The 19056-nt window shown below is 68.4% G+C and carries 14 protein-coding genes; 5 read left to right on the top strand and 9 right to left on the bottom strand.

Going from position 1 to position 19056, the window contains the following annotated elements; translation table 11 throughout:
* Positions 1-72: 72 nt before the first annotated feature.
* The 3 genes from egtB to IAE24_RS24130 form a co-directional block, all read right to left on the bottom strand.
* Positions 73-1371 carry an ergothioneine biosynthesis protein EgtB gene (gene egtB / locus IAE24_RS24120; protein WP_097201727.1) on the bottom strand — a complete coding sequence of 433 codons (1299 nt, stop codon included), beginning with the start codon at positions 1369-1371 and terminating at the stop codon, positions 73-75.
* Positions 1358-2416 (bottom strand): L-histidine N(alpha)-methyltransferase, encoded by a 1059-nt coding sequence (gene egtD / locus IAE24_RS24125; RefSeq protein WP_013801531.1) that lies wholly within the window; start codon positions 2414-2416, stop codon positions 1358-1360. Before egtD ends, egtB begins: the two co-directional genes overlap by 14 nt.
* Positions 2417-2804: 388 nt before the next feature.
* Positions 2805-3419, bottom strand: a complete 615-nt coding sequence (locus IAE24_RS24130) for an OmpW/AlkL family protein (RefSeq protein WP_013801530.1) — start codon at positions 3417-3419, stop codon at positions 2805-2807.
* A gap of 230 nt (positions 3420-3649) precedes the next feature.
* Between IAE24_RS24130 and IAE24_RS24135 the strand changes: the two genes are divergently transcribed.
* The 5 genes from IAE24_RS24135 (at position 3650) to IAE24_RS24155 (ending at position 10315) form a co-directional block, all read left to right on the top strand.
* Positions 3650-4165 carry a sigma-70 family RNA polymerase sigma factor gene (locus IAE24_RS24135; protein WP_199961902.1) on the top strand — a complete coding sequence of 172 codons (516 nt, stop codon included), beginning with the start codon at positions 3650-3652 and terminating at the stop codon, positions 4163-4165.
* Positions 4162-5199: a FecR family protein gene (locus IAE24_RS24140; RefSeq protein WP_199961903.1), complete on the top strand. Its 1038-nt coding sequence runs from the start codon at positions 4162-4164 to the stop codon at positions 5197-5199. Before IAE24_RS24135 ends, IAE24_RS24140 begins: the two co-directional genes overlap by 4 nt.
* Positions 5200-5302: 103 nt before the next feature.
* Entirely contained in the window at positions 5303-7774 is a 2472-nt protein-coding gene (locus IAE24_RS24145; RefSeq protein ID WP_199961904.1) for a TonB-dependent siderophore receptor, read from the top strand.
* 279 nt (positions 7775-8053) lie between these two features.
* Positions 8054-9577, top strand: coding sequence for a hypothetical protein (locus tag IAE24_RS24150; protein ID WP_199961905.1), 1524 nt, complete (start codon positions 8054-8056; stop codon positions 9575-9577).
* A gap of 117 nt (positions 9578-9694) precedes the next feature.
* Positions 9695-10315: a glutathione S-transferase family protein gene (locus tag IAE24_RS24155; protein WP_034396003.1), complete on the top strand. Its 621-nt coding sequence runs from the start codon at positions 9695-9697 to the stop codon at positions 10313-10315.
* 750 nt (positions 10316-11065) lie between these two features.
* Here the strand turns inward: IAE24_RS24155 and IAE24_RS24160 are convergent.
* From IAE24_RS24160 to IAE24_RS24185, 6 genes are all read right to left on the bottom strand, one after another.
* Positions 11066-12028, bottom strand: coding sequence for a hypothetical protein (locus tag IAE24_RS24160; RefSeq protein ID WP_233626349.1), 963 nt, complete (start codon positions 12026-12028; stop codon positions 11066-11068).
* A 32-nt stretch (positions 12029-12060) separates the two neighbouring features.
* Positions 12061-12669: a hypothetical protein gene (locus tag IAE24_RS24165; protein WP_065346618.1), complete on the bottom strand. Its 609-nt coding sequence runs from the start codon at positions 12667-12669 to the stop codon at positions 12061-12063.
* Positions 12670-12977: 308 nt separating this feature from the next.
* Positions 12978-13955 carry a DUF808 domain-containing protein gene (locus tag IAE24_RS24170; RefSeq protein WP_012206642.1) on the bottom strand — a complete coding sequence of 326 codons (978 nt, stop codon included), beginning with the start codon at positions 13953-13955 and terminating at the stop codon, positions 12978-12980.
* Positions 13956-14083: 128 nt separating this feature from the next.
* Entirely contained in the window at positions 14084-15316 is a 1233-nt protein-coding gene (locus tag IAE24_RS24175) for a VWA domain-containing protein (RefSeq protein WP_199961906.1), read from the bottom strand.
* On the bottom strand, positions 15313-17907 hold the full coding sequence (locus IAE24_RS24180; RefSeq protein WP_199961907.1) for a DUF5682 family protein: 2595 nt from the start codon (positions 17905-17907) through the stop codon (positions 15313-15315). The genes IAE24_RS24175 and IAE24_RS24180 overlap by 4 nt, the downstream gene beginning before the upstream one ends.
* Before the next feature lie 51 nt (positions 17908-17958).
* Positions 17959-19041 carry an AAA family ATPase gene (locus IAE24_RS24185; RefSeq protein WP_012206645.1) on the bottom strand — a complete coding sequence of 361 codons (1083 nt, stop codon included), beginning with the start codon at positions 19039-19041 and terminating at the stop codon, positions 17959-17961.
* Positions 19042-19056: the final 15 nt, after the last annotated feature.

Below are 19056 nucleotides of genomic sequence, written 5' to 3' on the forward strand. Positions count from 1 at the left end.
TCATTGAGGCCGACGATGCTACTGCATGCGCCGGCGCGCGATGCAATGCCAGGCAACGCGGCACGGGCAGGCTCAGGCCAGATCCCTTGCCAGCCGCAGGCCGGTCATCTGCCAGCGCGCCTGGGTGGGGAAGAAATTGCGGTAGCTGGCGCGCGCATGGCCGGGCGGCGTGAGGCAGGATCCGCCACGCAGCACGTACTGGTTGACCATGAACTTGCCGTTGTATTCACCCACCGCGCCCTCGGCCACCACAAAGCCCGGGTAGGCGGTGTAGGCCGACTGGGTCCACTCCCAGACCTCGCCCAGCGCATGGCTGCCGGACTGCATGGCGCGCGGGTGCACGGGGCCGGGCGGCTCGCCGTGCTGCGGGCGCTGCGCCATCTGCGCGGCAAGGGCCGCCTCCCATTCCGCCTCGGTGGGCAGGCGTGCGCCGGCCCAGCGCGCATAGGCATCGGCCTCGAAGTAAGAGAGGTGGCAGACGGGCCTGCGCCCGTCCAGGGCCAGCGCGCCATGCAGGCTGAATTCCTGCCACATGCCGTCCATCACGCCGCCGGCCTGGCGCCGCCAGTACCACGGGTGCTCCAGCTGCTGCGCGCAGCGCCAGTCCCAGCCTTCGGCCAGCCACCACTGCGGCTGGGCATAGCCGCCATCCTTGACGAAGCGCAGGAACTCGGCATTGCTCACGGGCCGCTGCGCCATCTCGCAGCCCTGCAGGAACACCTCGTGGCGCGGGCGCTCGTTGTCGAAGGCAAAGCCCTCGCCCGCATGGCCCACGGCATGCATGCCGCGCGGCACGGTCAGCCACTGCAGCGGCGGGGGCAATCCATCGGGCTCTTGCGGCGCAGGCACGCCCTCTTCCTGCGCCCGGTACGCAGGCCACAGCGGGTGGCAGGACAGCAGGTGCTTGATGTCGGTCAGCAGCAGCTCCTGGTGCTGCTGCTCATGCTGCAGGCCCAGCTCCAGCAACGCGGCCAGCCGCGCAGGCGGCTGCGTGCCCCAGTCCTCGAACATCTGCAGCATGCGCTGGTCCACGGCCTCGCGGTAGGCCAGCACCCGCGCCAGCGAGGGGCGCGTCAGCAGCCCGCGCTGCGCACGCGGATGCCGCTCGCCCACCTGCTGGTAGTAGGAGTTGAACAGCACGCGAAAGTCGGCATCGAAGGGCGGCACGCCGGGCGCGTGCTCGGCCAGCACAAAGGTCTCGAAGAACCAGGTGGTATGCGCCAGATGCCATTTGGCCGGGCTGGCGTCTGGCATGGACTGCACGCAGGCATCCTCGGCCGACAGGGGCGCGGCCAGCAGTACGGTGCTCTGGCGCACGGCCTCGTAGCGCTGCACCCAGCGGAAGACGGCGGGCATTTCACGCATGGGCATGGATCACGGCAAACCACTGGCGCTCATCCGTCCAGACCTGGCAGGGGCCGAAGCCCGCGCAGGCCAGCATGCCCAGGAATTCGGGCAGCGGGTATTTGTAGCTGTTTTCGGTGTGGATGGTCTCGCCGGCCGAGAAATGCCGCAGCCCCTGCGGCCAGCCCACGATCAGCGGGCGGCGCGCGCGCAGGTGCATCTCGATGCGCGAATGCTCGGCGTTGAAGAAGGCCACATGCTCCCAGTCGTCCGGGTTGAAGTCGCTGCCCAGCAGGCTGTTGACGTGGCTGAGCAGGTTCAGGTTGAAGCGCGCCGTCACGCCCTGGGCATCGTCATAGGCGGGCTCCAGCCATTGCGTGGACTTGGGCAGGTCTATGCCGATCAGCAGGCCGCCGTCGTCGTTGACCATGGCACGCATCTGGCCCAGCATGCGCTGGGCCTGTACCGGGTCGAAATTGCCGATGGAAGAGCCCGGGTAGAACAGCAGCCGCCCGGCCTGCGGGATATGGGGCGGCAGGGTCAGCGGCTCGGTGATGTCGGCCGTGACGGCATGGGCCTGCAGCTGCGGAAATTCCTCGGCCAGCCGGCGCACGGACTGGCGCAGGAACGCGCCCGCAATGTCCACGCCCACGAAATGCCGTGGCCGCAGGCTGCGGCACAGGGCGCGCACCTTCTCGCAATTGCCGGCGCCCAGCTCGATCAGCACCTCGCTGCCGCGCAGGGCCTCGGCCATGGCGGCGCCAGAGTCGGCCAGGATGGCGGCCTCGGTGCGCGTGGGGTAGTACTCGGGCAGCCGCGTGATCTGCTCGAACAGGTCGCAGCCGCGCGCGTCGTAGAGGTATTTGGGAGAGACCTGGGCCTGGGGCTGCATCAGCCCGTGCTGCAGTTCGGCGCGGGTCGCGCGCAGTGCGTGGTCCGCCCATTCCGGGGCCGCCTCGCGCCTGCCGCCCTGGGCGGGCGCACGCGGCGCCGAAGGCAAAGGCAGCGGCACGCGCTGGGCGCGCGATGCCAGGGCAGAGGAAGACACGGTCGAGTCGTGGGCAGACAGCATGGTGGGGGCCTCGCGTTGTGCGCCGCCCGCCGCAGCATGGTGAATGCCGCATCCCGGCTTGCAGCAGGGCGCGGTCGCCACGGGGCGGACAGCCAATGGTGACTGACGCCTGCAAACGGCAAGCGAGCCTCGCAAGACTCGCACCGGCAGGCCGAGGCACCAGCCTAGGCGCCTGCCCATGGCATGCGGGTAGGACAGTTTCCCCCGCGCGTGATTTTTTCGTGACCTGTCCGGTGGTGCGCCGCAGCATGTCCGCAGCAGGCGAAAGCACCAGTCCGGACGAAAAAAATCCGGTATGCCGCGAACGGCATACCGGACCAAGTACCCATCCTTGCCTCACTACGCGCTGCCGGATGAAGCAGCGCGTGCCTCACTCATGATCCGGAGATCAGAAGCGATAGCCCAGTCCCACACCGACCAGCACCGGGTTCACCTTGAAGGTGCCCACCTTGGTGCCGGCGGAGCTCACGTCCGTTTCAATGAAGACCTTCTTCACGTCGAAATTCAGCGACCAGTTCTTGTCCAGCGCGTAGTCGAAACCGATCTGCAGCGCGCCGCCGAAACTGTTCTTCTTGATCGAGGGGTTCAGCGCGGCCTGCACGGCAGGGTTGAAGCTCACGCTCGAAAAGCGGGTGTAGTTCACACCGGCGCCGACGTAGGGCTTGAAGGCGCCGAAATTGGTGAAGTGGTATTGCGCCAGCAGCGTGGGCGGCAGGTGCTTGAGGCTGCCGATCTGGCCCAGGCCGTTGGCACGCAGGTCGTGCTTTTGCGGGTAGGTCAGCACCAGCTCGGCCGCGATGTTGGGCGTGAAGAAGTAGGACACGTCCAGTTCGGGCATCCACTTGTTGTTGATCGACAGACCCAGACCCGTGCTGTCCTTGTTGGCGCTGTCCAGATTCACGGCGCGCACGCGCACCATCCAGGGGCCTTCGGCCTGCTGCGCAAACGCGGCACCCGACGACAGGGCGCAAACGGCAGCAACGGCGAGCAGAGTTCTTTTCATGATGGAGAGTCTTGGAGTAGCCCGGGGCAAATCCCGTAGCTGTATTGCATCAGGGGCGGACGTGGCCGATCTTGTCCTAGCTCAAACCCGAAGGTGCGCAGCCCCGCATGGCCGGATCGCGTTGGATGCATGCAACGCATTGCGCGGCGGGCCAGTTGCGGGCAGGCTGCAGCCATTGCTCAAATAGAATGCGAATCATTATCAAATCCGCATTCCCAGGAACCCGCCCCATGGCCGCCGCGCCTTCGCACCCCGACATCGCCCTGCTCTACAGCGACCACCACGGCTGGCTGGTGGGCTGGCTCAGGCGCAGGCTGGGCAATCCCTGCGATGCGGCCGACCTGGCCCAGGACACCTTCGTTCGCGTGCTGGGCAAGCCCCAGTCCCTGCATGGCGTGCGCGAGCCCCGCGCCTGGCTCACCACCATCGCCCACGGCCTGGTCGTGGACCACACCCGCCGCGCCGCGCTGGAGCGCGCCTGCCTGGACGCCATCGCCAGCCTGCCCGAGCCGCTGGCGCCCTCGGCCGAGGAGCGCCATCTGCTGATCGAATCCCTGGTGCGCATGGACAACCTGCTGGCCGGCCTGCCGCCCAAGGCCCGCAGCGCCTTTCTGCTCTCTCGCCTGGAAGGCCTGAGCTACCCGGAAATCGCCCTGCGGCTGGGCGTGTGCCTGAGCTCGGTCGAGAAATACATGGCCACCGCCATACGCCACTGCCTTGCCCTGCGCAAGGAACTGACGGCGTGAGCACAGACCAGGCCCCCCAGGCGCTGGAACAGGCCATTGCCTGGGCCGTGCGGCTGGCCTCCGGCACGGCCACCGATGCCGACCGCGCCGCCTGCCAGGCATGGCGCAGCAGCCACGCCGCGCACGAACAGGCCTGGCAACAGGTCCAGGCGGTGGAGGCCCAGTTCGCCCTGCCCGCCGGCCAGGCGGGACTGGCCCACGGCGTGCTGCGGTCCGCAGGTCCAGGTCCGGCGCGAGGCCGGCGCGCAAGCCTGCAGCGGCTGCTGTTCCTGGGCCCCGCGGCCCTGCTGCTGGGATCCATGGCATGGCGTTGGGCTGCACCGCGCGAGCAGATCGCGCTGGGCACGGCCATCGGTGAGCGCCGCAGCACCCTGCTGGCCGACGGCAGCCGCCTGCACCTGGCACCGGACACGCTGGTGCAGGTGGATTTCACCTTGCTGCGCCGCGTGGTCCGCCTGGCACGCGGCGAGATCTTCATCGACACCGGCAGCGACCCGCGCTCCCTCGCGGGCCGACGCTCCTTCTGGGTGGAAACGCCGCTGGCCCGCTTCGAGGCCCTGGGCACCAGCTTCGGCGTGCGCCACGAAAAACACCCGGACACGGCCACGCGCCTGTACGTCACCGAGGGCCGCGTGGCCATCCATGTCAGGGCGCTGGACGGCACTGCGCCAGGCCCCCTGGACGCCATCGTCGCCACCTCCGGCGAAACCCATGTGCTGCACGCCGGCCAGCACCGCCCTGTTCGCCTGCCCGACGAAGGCCTGGTGCCCGACTCATGGACCGACGGCGTGCTTGTCGCCCGCCGCATGCGCCTGGACGCCTTCATGACCGAGCTGTCACGCCAGACCGGCATTCCCATGGAATGCGCCGACGACGTGGCTGCCCTGCATGTTTCAGGCGTATTCCAGCTCGACGGGCCGGATCCGGCGGGTCGTGCGCTGGCCGCCATTGCCCGCACGCTGCCCGTGCGTGTGGAGCGCGGACAAGGAGCAGCCAGCGGTGCCCACAGCGCCATGCGCCTGGTCAAAGCCTGATCCGGAATTTTTTTCAGGCAGTCATTACGGGTTTCACACCGCCCGTTCGGCATAGGAGCAAAGACATCGCTTTTTCCTTTGCCGCTTCTCAAGGACTGCCTCCATGCCCAGCCTGCCCAGTACCCGCCACGCCGCCCATCCGCCCTCCTGCACACGCCCCACGGCCCTGGCCACGCAGGCCTTGGCGCTGGGCCTGTTGATCACGCTGGGCCTGCCAGCGACCGCTCTGGCCCAGAGCCCGAGCTCCGCCCCGGATGCCAGGTCCATCCGGTTCGACCTGCCGGCCGGTGATCTGGAGACCAGCCTGCACAGCCTTGCGCGCCAGGCAGGCATCACCCTCTCGTTCGATCCAGCCCTGGTCCAGGGCCGACAGTCGGCGGCGCTGAGCGGCACGCGCGGCGTGCAAGAAGGGCTTGCCGCCCTGCTCGCCCCGCACCAGCTGCAGGCCACGCGCACGGCCGAAGGCGGCTGGGCCGTGCACCGTGCGCGGCCCGGGGCCGCGGCCGAGCATGCACTGCCTACCGTGAACGTGCTGGCCGATGCCGAGCATGAAAGCGCCTGGGGCGCCGTGCCCGGCTACGCGCCACGCCGCAGCGCCTCGGCCATGAAGATGGATGTGCCGCTGCTGGAGACGCCGCAGCAGGTCAGCATCATCGGCGAGGCCCAGATCCGCGACCAGGCCATCTCCAGCGTGGCCGAGGCCGTGCGCTACAGCGCGGGCGTGCGTCCCATGGACTACGGCGTCACCGATGACGACGTGGCCGTGCGCGGTTTCTATCTGACCGGCACGGGCCTGTACCGCGACGGCATGCGCATGGTCCACAACGGCTTCATGACCAACCTGGAGCCATATGGGCTGGAGCGGCTGGAAGTCGTGCACGGCCCGGCCTCGGTGCTGTACGGCCAGTCCGCGCCCGGTGGCCTGATCAATGCCGTCACCAAGCGCCCGCGCGCCGGCATGCAGCGCGAAGTGGGCGTGGAATTCGGCAGCCACGACCGGCGCCAGCTCACGGCCGACATCGGTGGCGCCATCAATGAACAGGGCACGGCACTGGCGCGGCTGACCGTGCTCAAGCGCGAATCGGGCACGCAGTGGAATGGCCTGCGCGCCGATCGCAGCTACATCGCCCCCTCCTTCACATTGCTGGGCGAGCGCACCAGCCTCACCCTGCTGGCGCAGTACCAGGAGGACGAAACCGGCTTCGTCATCCCCTACTACCGCCAGACGCCTGCGGGCTGGTCGGCCACGGACATCAACGTCAGCGGACCGGGATCTGGCCACCACAAGCGCAATGCCAGCGTGGGCTGGCTGCTGGAGCACCGCCTGAACGACCAGCTCACGCTGCGCAACAACCTGCGCTACCTGGACGGCCGCAACGACCGGCGCGAGATGCGCAACCGGGGCCTGACGGCCGACCAGCGCGGCATGGCACGCCTGGCCATGGTGCGGCCCGACGCCGAACAGACCTGGGTCATGGACACGCAGATCGAAGGCCGCCACCGGACGGGTGCCGTCTCGCACCAGTGGGCCGTGGGCTTCGACTACTACCGATCCAGGCTCGACTGGCGCATCTACTCGCTCAACGGCGCCGTGGCGCCGCTGGACCTGGTCAACCCCATCCACATCGCGCCGAACTGGAATGACAACTACCTCAGCGACCGCGCGCTGGCCCGCACGCACCAGGCAGGTCTGTACGTGCAGGACCAGATCAAGTTCGGCGAGCGCTGGGTGCTCAGTGCCGGCCTGCGCCGCGACAGCGCACGCATAGACACCGACTACGACGCGCGCGCCGCAGCCAACGCGCCATTCGCCATCACCACCGTGCGCCGCACCGACAGCGCAGTCACCGGGCGACTGGGCCTGATCTACCTGGCGCCCAGCGGCCTGGCTCCCTATGTGTCCTTCAACAACTCCTTCCAGCCGCCGCTGACCACGGTCACGGCCACCGACGCCAACGGCAGGCCCTACGAGCCCGAGACCGCGCGCCAGTTCGAGGCCGGCCTGCGCTACGCGCCTCCATCGGCCGGCTACACGCTCAGCGCCGCCGTGTTCGACCTGCGCAAGCGCAATGTGCGCACGCCATCCACACTCAACCCTCGCTTCGACGTGCAGACCGGCGAAGTGCGCAACCGGGGGCTGGAGCTGCAGGCCCAGGGCGAGATCGGCGGCGGCTTCTCGGCCATTGCGGCCTATACCTACCTCGACTCCAGGGTCACGCGCAGCAACAACGCCATCGAGATCGGCGCGCGCCCCGGCGCCACGCCGCGCCATGCCGCATCGCTGTGGGGCAAGTACCAGCGCGGCGCCCTGGAGCTGGGCCTGGGCCTGCGCCACATCAGCGCCACGCCTGGCGAGCTGCCCATGGACGGCGTGAAGACCCCCATGAACGACGCCTACACGCTGTGGGACGCCATGGCCGCCTACACCACCGGCCCGTGGCGCTTCTCGGTCAACCTCAGCAACCTCACCGACAGGCAGTACCGCACGCAATGCAACACCTTCCGTGGCGGCGCGCAATTCTGCGCGCTGGGCTTCGGGCGTGAGGTGCGTGTGGCTGCGGCCTATCGGTTCTGAGTGCCGCCATTGCTGCCCGCCAGGGCGGGAGCAATGCAGGCCCCGCTCTTGGAACAACGCCTGGCGGACAGCAACAGACAGCCCACTCGGCATGCATCTGCAGCACGCTCGGTGCAGCTTCCATCCGGCACAGCGCATCGCGGACCTGCTCGTCTGGATCGGATGGCGTTGCGCCGCCGCAGCTGCATTGGTTCAGGCGCGCACGACGCCATCGACTTGACATTTCGCCCAGTCCACACCGCGCTCTGCTGGCGACAATCAGGTCTTTGAAAGGCGCGCATGCACTACGGCAAATCCCAGGCCATTGGAGACAAGAGCATCTTCATCATCGACACCGCCATGAGCGTGGTCGATGGCCGGCTCTACTACGAGTACTGCAACAAGGGGGACAGCACAACGTCTTTTCTGCGCGCCGTTGATGTGGCCACCGGCAACGTGCTCTGGGACCACCGCATGCGCGAGAGCGAGGGCATGTCGTGGTTCGTGGACGAGCGACATCTGATGCTTTGCGACCAGGTGCTTGATGCCCGCACCGGCGAATGCCTGTTCGACTTCCATGCCGTGCCGGGCATGCAGGCCAGGCATTGGCCCGTTCCCGTGGAGCTGGACGCGCATCGCTGGCTCGTCGCGATGGAAGAGAGCAGTCCCGAGGGCCGCTATCTGCTGCTGGACCGTCGCAACTGGCAGGGCAGCACGCTGGCGCTGGGCCTGCAGGGTGTGTTTGTGCTGGAGGGGGCGGTCTACGGCTGGATCGTCCACCCTGAGCGCTCGGAGCTGCGGCGCTGGCATGAAACCGACGGGCACAGCGAGCATGTGCTGTGGGTGGACAGTGCGCGCAACCTGTACTCGCCCGCCATTGCAGGCGCGTGGGCCGTGTTCGGCCCCGGCAGCAGAGACCACGTGGACATCGATGCACCCTGGCTTCGCATCCATCCTTGCAGCGGCGAAGTCCTGGCCATCACACCTCCCGTTCAACCTGACGATGAGCGCCGGCATGTGCATGCCCAGCGGGCAGCGCATCGTGACGGCGTGGTCTATTTCTGCTTTGCACGCCAGGGCATGTATGGCTATGACATTCGCAGCAACCGTTTCGGACCGTGCCTGTCGCCTACCCATGTCAGCGCGCCGCAATGCCATGCCGGCGTCCTCTATGGAATACAGGACAGGCACGAGGACGGCATGGAGCGGGCCTATCTTGTCGCCGTGGACCCGGACGCCGGCACCCCGCTTTGGGAAACCCCGTGCAGCAGCCGCAACTACAGGCATCTGAGCGTGAGCGAATGCGGTGTCTTTCTGGGCATTGCGGGCGGCAAAATCCAGCACCTTCCGCCAGCGGGCCGCAGGCGCAGCACCCAAACGGCAGAGCCTGCCAAACGCGCCAAAAGCGCCAAACGCGCCAAGGCCGCCACCCAGCCGGTGCGCACCGTGCCACCCGAGTCTCCCTACGCACACATGCTGGACGACGCGCCCACGCTGCTCTATGCCCTGCAGGCGCGCGCCTGCGCGCAGAGCCCGGATAGCACCCTCACGGCCGTGGCCGTCTCCAGACCCTGGGCCATGGTGGCCTGCGTCGAATATGGCGAGGACCCCGACTTCCCCACTCTGCGCCTGCTGGATCTGCAGACCGATGCCTGGATCGCGCTCGACTGCAACGACCTGATCGACGCACCCATGATTGAAGGCATCACGTTCGTGGATGGCCAGGACGGGAAGCTGGACCTGCTACTGCATGACGGCGGCCGCCACACCATCCACATTGACCTGCCCGCACGCACCGTGCGTTGGAATGCCGAGCAGGCATAAGCAAAGACGCAGATGCCGCTTGCACGGCCGTGCGATACGCACTAAGTTGGAGGGCCGGCCCGGCCATCGGCGCCGGCTGCAGAATCTGCACGTATCCCATTCCTGCCCGTCTCTTTCATGACCACCCTCAAGCTCTACTACGCGCCCGGCACCTGCGCCCTGGCCACCCGCATCGCCCTGATCGAAGCCAATGCGCCGCACGAAGTCATCAAGCTCGACTTCCCCAAGGGCGAGCAGCGCAGCCCCGAATACCTGGCCATCAATCCCAAGGGCCGCGTGCCCGCCCTGGTGACCGAGCGCGGCGTGCTCACCGAAACGCCGGCCCTGCTGGCCTACGTTGCGCGCCGCTTCCCCGAGGCCCGGCTCGCCCCGCTCGACGATGCGTATGCCTTTGCCCATATGCAGGATTTCCACAGCTACCTGTCCTCCACCGTGCACGTGGCCCACGCCCACGGCCGCCGCGCAGGCCGCTGGGCCGATGACGAAGCGGCCATTGCCTCCATGCAGCGCAAGGTGGCAGCCAACATGGCCGAATGCTTTGGCGTGATCGAGCGCCATTACCTGGGCGATGCCCCCTGGGTGCTGGGCTCGGACTATTCCGTGGCCGACGCCTATCTGTTCACCATTGCCGGCTGGCTGGAGGGCGACGGCGTGGACATCGCCGGCTTCCCCAAGGTGCAGGCGCATTTCAAGCGCATGGGCGAGCGCGCTGCCGTGCGCGGGGCGCTGGGGAGCTGAGAGGGGGAGGCTGCCCGCGATACCCGCAATGAAGGTGCTTGGGTCAGGTATCTATCGCAGGTTTGCGGCAGATGCCGTTCACTTGCCGATTCATCAGGAAGGAACGCTGGCGCGCAATGCCTTGCCCACATCGGCAGCGCCTCGGCCAGCACCTGGCTGCGGAAGGCCTCCGGCAAGGCACTGGGCGTCAGCCCATCGACCGACATGCCCAGCAGGCGCTGCAGTTCCTCCTGGATGGCGGCCTCATCCATCAGGGTCGCACGGTGGGACTTGACCACATGGCGAATCCCGGTACGGTTCAAAGCCAGCGCTTCGGAAGGTTTCATGCCTTCCTCGCCATGCATGGCCATCGCACAGCAGATGCCGCGTCGAGTGCATCCACTCCAGGTCGCCGGGTCAAAGCGCCTTGCAACCGCCTCGGCACATCCGCCACATTCAACAGAAAACCCAGCACCCCCGAAAACCATTCGTAAATTCTTCTTGGCAGTCCACCAAGCCCCGGGCCTCTACCGCCGTCCCCAAGCCTTGCCTACAGTCGCCAGGACAGGCAGGGGCGTTGCACAAGGCGACGCCTTCTCGCCATTCCAGAAACGACGGATTCAGACGACAGGGTGGAGCATGCAAAGACAAGCCAGGGTGATTGCCATCAACAACCAGACGGGGCTCATCGGCCTGCAGCCGGAGGGAGAGGACAGCTGCGTGCTGGCGCAGCAGATCGATACCCGCCCCGTGAATACGGGCCAGATGCTGTCAGGGGAGATGGACAGCGTGGGCATGGAGACGTTTGTGAACGCGCAGACGCAGGACCGCATCGAGGTCTTTGTCGAGGCCTACGGGTTGTCTGCGGAGGCCGTGGAGCTCGCCCTGCGCTGAGCGGGCTGCAGGGCGGAATGTGCAGGTGCCAGCGTCAGGCCGCGCCCACTGCGCCAGCGTGTGCTGCGCCAGGGCCTCGACATCCAGCGGGGACTGCGGGTCTAACGCAAGCTCTCCCAGCATCACCATGGCCTCTGGGATCTGGTTGCGTTCGCGCAGCACCATGGCCTTGTTCAGGAGCAGAAAGCCGCGGGTCTCGGCATCGGGGCCGGCCTTCAGGCCGCTGTCCAGCAGGGCGAGACTTTTTGCGGGGTCGTCCTCCAGATGGGCGGCGGTCTTCCAGGCGGGAGCGAAGCCGGGCGTCTCGCGGGTCATGGCCAGCGCGGCCTGGCGCGCCTTGTCGCGGTCGGTTTCCCACTCCAGGGCAAGGTAGCGCAGGTAGGTGCCTTGGGGGAGCTTGCCGTCACGCTCCATGCGCAGGCTGTGCACGGCCGTCTTGGCGGTGAAGAAGCCCCTGGGCGCCAGTGCATCCACGCGCCGGTAATGCCGATAGGCCGCGTCAAAGTCCTTTTGCAGCAGGTAGGTGAATGCAGCGTCGTAGACGGGATAGGGCCAGCGGGGCGCCAGCTTCGAGGCGGTCTCGAAATGAGCCAGGGCGGTGCGGTAATCGCCGTTCTGCCCTGCAGCGCGGCCCAAGGCATGGGCATCGCGCGCGGCCTGGCTGACGGGTGTGGCGGAGGGCAGCTCCCAACTGAAGCGGCCATCGGCCTTGTCCAGGTCGCTGCGCCTGAGCACGCGGCCGGCGCTGTCCTTGAACACGATGTCGTCGGCCGCCAGGGCTGGCGCCGGCGCCAGCAGTTGCAATGCCACAGCCGCGGCAGCAAGCAAGGAGAACTTCATGGTGTATCGGGCCTTGTTGGGAAGCCCCGATATTAGGGCGCAGCCCCTGTGGTGCTGACGGCAGGCAGGGATTCCACTGCGCAGGCAGGCGGGGCAGGCCGGCTCCTGGCCCGGCCGCGCTTGCGGGCCAGGTGATTCATTTGCCATTCCAGCGATTCGGTGTCGAAGTCGAAGGCGTCGAGCAAGGCAATGGCCTTTCTGGCCTCCCTGAAGTCGATGTCCGTGATGGGCGGGCCATGCATCAGCGACAGGTCATGCTTGAGCAGCCACTCCTGCAGATCGGCCAGGGCGATGATGGAGACGCCCTGGTTGATGAGCTGTGACGCGCTGACCTGCGCGAGCACGGCCGGCGTCAGTTGCCTGGACGAGCGCAGGCCCAGCACCTGCTTGAGCTTGGCCACCAGCGGCGTGCGCAGCTCGAACTGGGGCAGGCTCTCGAAGTGGGCCAGGGATTCGAGGTACAGCTGCGGCTCCGCGTGGATGGCGGCCAGGTCGTTGGGCAGATGCAGCAGCTCGCAGATGCGGTTGAGCGCCGTGCGCGCGCGCTCGGTGCTGAGTTTCTCGGCCCTGCCCGCTTGCGCGAGCGTGCAGCCGGCGATGACGGACCGCAGCACGCTGGCCTTGGTGAGGTTGGAAATCATGGAGTCCCCCTGATGAACACCCAGGGACCGGTGCGGATGCGAATTCAGCCGCCCGATCCCGACAACGGCTCCGCTGCGGCAATGGGCCGTTCCCGGAGCCTCGGCGGCCGGCAGGCGCAAACGCATTGCGCCGCCGCCAAGGGACAGGAGGACGCCTGGCCTTGCGGAGTTCCAGGGGAAATGCACGTGCTTGCGCCCACAGTCAAATGCGATGCGCCGAAGCGAAAATTCCATGCAAACGGGGGCCGTCCGGCCCCCCGTGGCGTGCCTTGCCGACTCCAGGGCCGGCCGGCGATGTTTGCCGCGACTCAGCGGCGGCGCAGGCGCTTGATGCCTTCGACAGCCGCCAGCACGATGGCGCCGGCCACGATGCCGGCCACCGCGTTGAGCACATTCACCGCCAGCACGCGCCACAGGCCGCCCAGCGCACCCTGGGCCACGGCCTCGCCCAGGCCTTCCACGGCGTGGTGCAGCGCAGGCACGCCGTGCACGAGGATGCCACCACCCACCAGGAACATGGCGGCCGTGCCCGCAACGGACAGCCCCTTCATCAGCCAGGGCGCGGCGGCGACGATGCCCCGGCCCAGCGCGCGGGCCGCGGCGCTGGCACGCTGGCCCAGCCACAGTCCCAGGTCATCGAGCTTGACGATGCCGGCCACCAGGCCATAGACGCCCACGGTCATGATGAGGGCAATGCCCGCCAGCACGGCGACCTGCTGCCCGAACGGCGCCGAGGCCACGGTGCCCAGCGTGATGGCGATGATCTCGGCCGAGAGGATGAAGTCGGTGCGCACGGCGCCCTTGATCTTGTCCTTTTCCATGGCGACGAGATCGACGCCCGCGTCGGCATTGGCCTGGGTGAGGCGCTCGCGCTCCACGGCATCTTCCTCGGGCGAATGCAGGAATTTGTGGGCCAGCTTCTCGCAACCCTCAAAGCACAGAAAGGCACCGCCCACCATGAGCAGCGGCGTGACAGCCCAGGGAATGAAGGCGCTGATCAGCAGCGCCGCCGGCACGAGGATGGCCTTGTTGATCAGCGAGCCCTTGGCCACGGCCCAGACCACGGGAATCTCGCGCTCGGCCCGCACGCCCGTGACCTGCTGGGCGTTCAGGGCCAGGTCATCGCCCAGCACGCCGGCCGTCTTCTGCGCGGCCACCTTGGTCATGACGGACACATCGTCGGCCATGGCCACGCTCTTGCGTGCCGCCACCTTGGTCATGAGGGCCACGTCGTCCAGGATCGCTGCAATATCGTCCAGCAGCATCAGCAAACCAGCACCAGCCATCGCATTACTCCAGTGAATTGTTCGGGGAACTTCTTTTTGCCTGGGCGCCATCATGGGGCCTGGGCATGTCCTGCCCATGTAGGAGATGCCCGGCGGCCAGCCCGGTCACGGGGCCGACCGGCCGTGCGTCACTTGCTGGTCTTGAAGCCCTGCCCTGCCGCCCAGGCCGCCACGTCGTCGCGGCGGATGGCGGCGGCCATGAGCTGCGGGAAGGCATCCGGCGTGCAGGCGAACGAGGGCACGCCCAGCGCGGCCAGCTTGGCGGCCAGTTGCGCGTCGTAGGCAGGGGCGCCTTCGTCGCTGAGCGCCAGCAGGGTGATGAACTGCACGCCCGACTCCACCAGTTCGGAGGCGCGGCGCAGCAGGCCGCTTTCCACACCGCCTTCATAGAGGTCGGAGATGAGCACGACGATGGCGTTGCGCGGCTCGCTGATCAGGCCCTGGCAGTAGCCCACGGCACGGTTGATGTCGGTGCCGCCGCCCAGCTGCACGCCGAACAGCACGTCCACGGGATCGGAGAGCTTGTCGGTCAGGTCCACCACCGCCGTGTCGAAGACCACCAGCTTGGTACTGACGGCCGGCAGGCTGGCCATGACGGCACCGAAGATGCTGGAGTAGACGACGGAGTTGGCCATGGAGCCGCTCTGGTCTATGCACAGGATGACTTCGCGCTGCGGGCGGCGCACCTTGCGACCGTAGCCGACCAGGGTCTCGGGCACGATGGTGCGGTAGTCGGGCTGCCAGTGGCGCAGGTTGGCGCGGATGGTGCGGTTCCAGTCGATCTCGGAATGGCGCGGACGGCGGTTGCGCTGGCTGCGGTCCAGCGCGCCCGAGACGGCGCTGCGCATGGGCTCTTCCAGGCGGCTCATGAGGTCGTCCACCACCTTGCGCACGACGATGCGCGCGGTCTCCTTGGTGTTCTGCGGGATGACGGAGCCCAGGGAGATGAGGTCGGCCACCATGTGCACGTCGGGCTGCACATGCTCCAGCATTTCGGGCTGGAGCATGAGTTCGCGCAGGTTCAGGCGCTCCATGGCGTCGCGCTGCATGACCTGCACGACCTGGCTGGGAAAGTACTTGCGGATGTCGCCCAGCCAGCGCGCCACGCTGGGCGAGGAGTTGCCCCGCCCGCCGCGGCGCGAGAGGCCGCCGTCCTTGTTGTCCTCTTCGTAGAGCGCGGCCAGGGCCTTGTCCATCTCGTCGATGGAGCTGCCCTTGGGGCCCAGCCCGCCGCAGCTGGCCTCGGACGGCTGGCCCAGCACCAGGCGCCAGCGTTGCAGGCGGGTGGTGGGCTGGAGGGCGGTCTCCTGCGGGTCGGCGCCGGCAAGGGATGCGTCGTTCACGGTGGCAGCGGTGTTCATGGCTGGGCCTCCTGCGGGCTGGACAGCAGTTGCACGGGCAGGTTCAGGCCCAGCAGTTGATCGAGTACGGGAATGGCGAGCACGGCACGCGCCTCGTTCCAGGCGCCGTCGTCCCCATCGCCTGCCGCGCCTGCGGCACCCGTGGCACCCGCGGCACCTGCGGATGCAGCCGCCACGGCCGCACTGCCCTGCCCGCGCCGGGCCTTTTCGCCCAGGCTCTGGCGGTCATGGTTGGAGAAGGCCGAGAAGCTGCGGCGCACCAGGGGCAGGATCTGGGTGAACTGGGTCTCGCCCAGCTGCGCCAGCCAGGCATCGACGGCGCCCCAGATGGCGTCGTCGTGCAGCAGCACCAGGGCCTGGCGGTTGAGAAAGCCGTCCAGCCAGGCGGCAGCGTCCAGCGGCGGCACGCCCAGCGAGAGATTGCGGCCCAGTTGCGTGGCCACGGCCTCGCTGTCCAGGCGGTGGGCATCGAGCAGCAGGCGGCAGGCCGCGCCGCGCAGCAAGGCGGCGCCCGCGTCGCCCATGGCAATGCTGCGCAGGGCGCCGAACCAGGCTTCGCGCGGCTCCTCGGCATCGCGCAGGCGCAGGGCCTCGTGGGCCTGCAGCACCGTGGCCTGCATGTGTCTTGCGGCGTCTTCGTCCAGCGCCATGCAGGCCAGGGGCAGGCCGATGGCGGCGCGCAGCGCCATGCTGTCGATCACCGTGGCCAGGGCCTGGGTGTCGGTCTGGCGCACGCTGCCGTAGCGCAGCACATTGGCCAGCGGCGGCAGCGCCTGCATGAGCTGGGAAACATCGCCGGTGCTGGCCGAGCGGTCGGCCAGGTCGTGCATGAGGGCATCGACCAGGTGCGGCAGGTCGGCCAGCAAGGCGTCGTCGATGGTCCTGGCCAGCTCGGGCAGCGGGGTCTCGGGCGTCAGCGCCTGGCGTACCTTGGCGGCAGCGGCCTGCACCAGGGTGCCGCCGTAGCGGCTGGCCTCGATGATGCGCACGGCCAGCTCGGGCTCCCACTGCAGCTGCCAGCTTTCGCGGAAGGTGCCGCGGTTGCGCTGCTGGTCGGTGGTGACGCTGCCCCACTCTATGCCCAGCAGGCGCAGGCGGTGCAGGAAGTGGCTGCGTTCGCGGTCCGTGTCCTTGCGCAGGTCCAGGGCCAGGACCTTGGCGGCCGCCTCGGGCTTGAGGCGCAGGCTTTTTTGCTGCTGCTCGATGTCGCGCTGCAGCGGCACCTGGGGCACGTCGGCAGGCACGCCGCCGATGCGGTCGCCCACGCTGAGTTCGCGCTCGATCAGGCGCAGCGGCGTGCGCTCGCCCATGCTGATGACGGTGACGATGGCCTCGTCCAGCTCGGGCAGGCCGGGGCTGGCGTGGCCGCGCAGGGCCGCCAGGCTTTCGGCCAGGCGCGTGGCCTCGATGATGTGGGCGCTGGAGCAGTCCAGGTCCTTGGAGCGCAGCAGATGGGCCACGCGCGCCAGCCAGCCGACGGTGCGCTGGGTGCTGGCGCGTGCCGGGTCGGCAGCAGGTGCGGACTGAGACAAGGACTCGGGCACAGGCTCGGAGCAGCGCCACAGATGTTCATACCAGCCCGGCGAATCCACGCCCGCGCCATAGCCGCTGGACGCGCACAGGTTGCGGTAGGTCCAGGGAGCCCAGGTGGCCTGGACCTTGGCCTTGGGCAGGCCCTTGAGCGCGGCGGCATCGGCCTTGGCGGTGACCTGGGCCTGCAGGGCAGGCACATGCCATGCGCCGCAGACCACGGCAATGCGCTGGTGGCCGGCCTTGACGGCCTCGCGCATGCACTGGCGCATCCAGGCTTCGCGCAACGCCTCGCGCTGGTCATGGCGTTCTCCGCGCACTTCGTTGGGCAGCTCGGCGCGCACCACGGTCATGGCTTCGGCAATGCCCTCGAACAGGGTGGCACCGTCGCCGCGTTCCTCGACCATGCGGTTCCACCAGCTTTCGCCGTCGGGGTAGCCAGCGGCCTCGGCCAGCAGGTCCAGCGGATCGTGCCAGTCCTGCGGGGACGGTGCCGAGGGATCGACGGCCAGGTCGGCAGCCGGCACGGACTGCGTGGTGTCGTCGCGGTCCAGGGCCTCGGCGGCATTGCTCTGGAGCTGGCTTCCGTCTGCCGCAGCGGCGACGGAATCGGAGCCGGAGCCGGTGTCGGCATCTGCATCCTGGCCTTCATCGGCCGCATCCGCGCCTGCATCAGCTGCATCTGCTGCCGCCGCCTCGGCCCGGCGCCGCTCCTGCTCGGCCATGTCCAGCGCCATGCGGTGGGTCTGGGGCAGGTCGATGAAACGCGTGGCCACGCCCTGGCGCGCCGCCCATTGCAGGGCCTGCCATTCGGGCGAGAACTCGGCATAGGGATAGAAGGCGGCATGGGCCGGACTGTCCTGCACATAGACCAGCATGGCCACGGGCGGCTGCAGGTCGGCATGCTGCAGCATGGGCAGCAGGGACTCGCCCTCGGGCGGTCCCTCCACCAGCAGGCAGTCGGGCTGCAGCTGCTCCAGGGCCTGCAGCAGGCTGCGCGCGCAGCCCGGGCCATGGTGGCGGATGCCGAAGAAATGAAGCGGATTGGCAGAGGTGGCCATACAGGGGATGCGCAGAGGGTGCGGTCGGTCAGCGGTGCGGGACTGGGGGCTTCAGAGCTGCTCGCGGCAGGCGCGGTACAGGTCCTTCCAGTCGCTGCGTTCCTTGACCACGGTCTCCAGGTATTCCTTCCAGACCACGCTGTCCTGCACCGGGTCCTTGATCACGGCGCCCAGCAGGCCCGAGGCCACATCGCCCGCACGCAGCACGCCGTCGCCGAAATGCCCGGCCAGCGCCATGCCGCTGTTGATGACCGAGATGGCCTCGGCCGTGGACAGCGTGCTGCTGGGCGACTTGACGCGCACGGTCTTGCCGTCTTCGGTCTGGCCGTTGCGCAGCTCGCGGAAGATCTGCACCACGCGGCGCACTTCCTGCAGGGCCGGCGGCTCGGCGGGCAGGGCCAGGGCGCGGCCCTGCTCGGCCACGCGCTTGGTGACGATCTGCACCTCTTCGTCCTGCGAGGCCGGCACGGGCAGGATGACGGTGTTGAAGCGGCGCTTGAGCGCGCTGGACAACTCGTTCACGCCCTTGTCGCGGTTGTTGGCCGTGGCGATGACCGAGAAGCCCTGCACGGCCTGCACCTCGCTGCCCAGCTCGGGCACGGGCAGGGTCTTTTCGGACAGCACGGTGATCAGCGTGTCCTGCACGTCAGCCGGGATGCGGGTCAGCTCTTCGATGCGGGCGATCTTGCCCAGCTTCATGGCATTGACCAGGGGGCTGGGGATCAGCGCCTTCTCGGACGGGCCGTGGGCCAGCAGTTGGGCGTAGTTCCAGCCGTAGCGCAGCTGCTCCTCGCTGGTGCCGGCCGTGCCCTGCACCAGCATGGTGGAGTCGCCGCTGACGGCGGCCGACAGGTGCTCGGACACCCAGGACTTGGCCGTGCCCGGCACGCCGTACAGCAGCAGGGCGCGGTCTGTGGCCAGGGTGGAGACGGCGATTTCCATCAGGCGCGGATTGCCGATGTACTTGGGGCTGACCTCGAAGCCGTTGCCGAGCTTGCCGCCCATCAGGTACTGGAGCACGGCCCAGGGCGAGAGCTTCCAGTTGGGCGGACGCGGACGGTCGTCCACCTTGCGCAGGGCTTCGAGTTCTTCGGCGAATTGCTGTTCGGCATGCTGGCGCAGGACTTGGCTCATGGTGTGCTTCCGGGA

The organism is Delftia sp. S65 (genome assembly GCF_016516495.1).
GTDB classification, from domain to species: Bacteria; Pseudomonadota; Gammaproteobacteria; order Burkholderiales; family Burkholderiaceae_C; genus Comamonas; species Comamonas acidovorans.

Bases quoted from the DNA above. Each gene is read 5' to 3' on its own strand.
- egtB (WP_097201727.1), bottom strand. From the start codon at position 1,371: ATGCCCATGCGTGAAATGCCCGCCGTCTTCCGCTGGGTGCAGCGCTAC.
- egtD (WP_013801531.1), bottom strand. From the start codon at position 2,416: ATGCTGTCTGCCCACGACTCGACCGTGTCTTCCTCTGCCCTGGCATCG.
- IAE24_RS24130 (WP_013801530.1), bottom strand. From the start codon at position 3,419: ATGAAAAGAACTCTGCTCGCCGTTGCTGCCGTTTGCGCCCTGTCGTCG.
- IAE24_RS24135 (WP_199961902.1), top strand. From the start codon at position 3,650: ATGGCCGCCGCGCCTTCGCACCCCGACATCGCCCTGCTCTACAGCGAC.
- IAE24_RS24145 (WP_199961904.1), top strand. From the start codon at position 5,303: ATGCCCAGCCTGCCCAGTACCCGCCACGCCGCCCATCCGCCCTCCTGC.
- IAE24_RS24150 (WP_199961905.1), top strand. From the start codon at position 8,054: ATGCACTACGGCAAATCCCAGGCCATTGGAGACAAGAGCATCTTCATC.
- IAE24_RS24155 (WP_034396003.1), top strand. From the start codon at position 9,695: ATGACCACCCTCAAGCTCTACTACGCGCCCGGCACCTGCGCCCTGGCC.
- IAE24_RS24160 (WP_233626349.1), bottom strand. From the start codon at position 12,028: ATGAAGTTCTCCTTGCTTGCTGCCGCGGCTGTGGCATTGCAACTGCTG.
- IAE24_RS24165 (WP_065346618.1), bottom strand. From the start codon at position 12,669: ATGATTTCCAACCTCACCAAGGCCAGCGTGCTGCGGTCCGTCATCGCC.
- IAE24_RS24170 (WP_012206642.1), bottom strand. From the start codon at position 13,955: ATGGCTGGTGCTGGTTTGCTGATGCTGCTGGACGATATTGCAGCGATC.
- IAE24_RS24175 (WP_199961906.1), bottom strand. From the start codon at position 15,316: ATGAACACCGCTGCCACCGTGAACGACGCATCCCTTGCCGGCGCCGAC.
- IAE24_RS24180 (WP_199961907.1), bottom strand. From the start codon at position 17,907: ATGGCCACCTCTGCCAATCCGCTTCATTTCTTCGGCATCCGCCACCAT.
- IAE24_RS24185 (WP_012206645.1), bottom strand. From the start codon at position 19,041: ATGAGCCAAGTCCTGCGCCAGCATGCCGAACAGCAATTCGCCGAAGAA.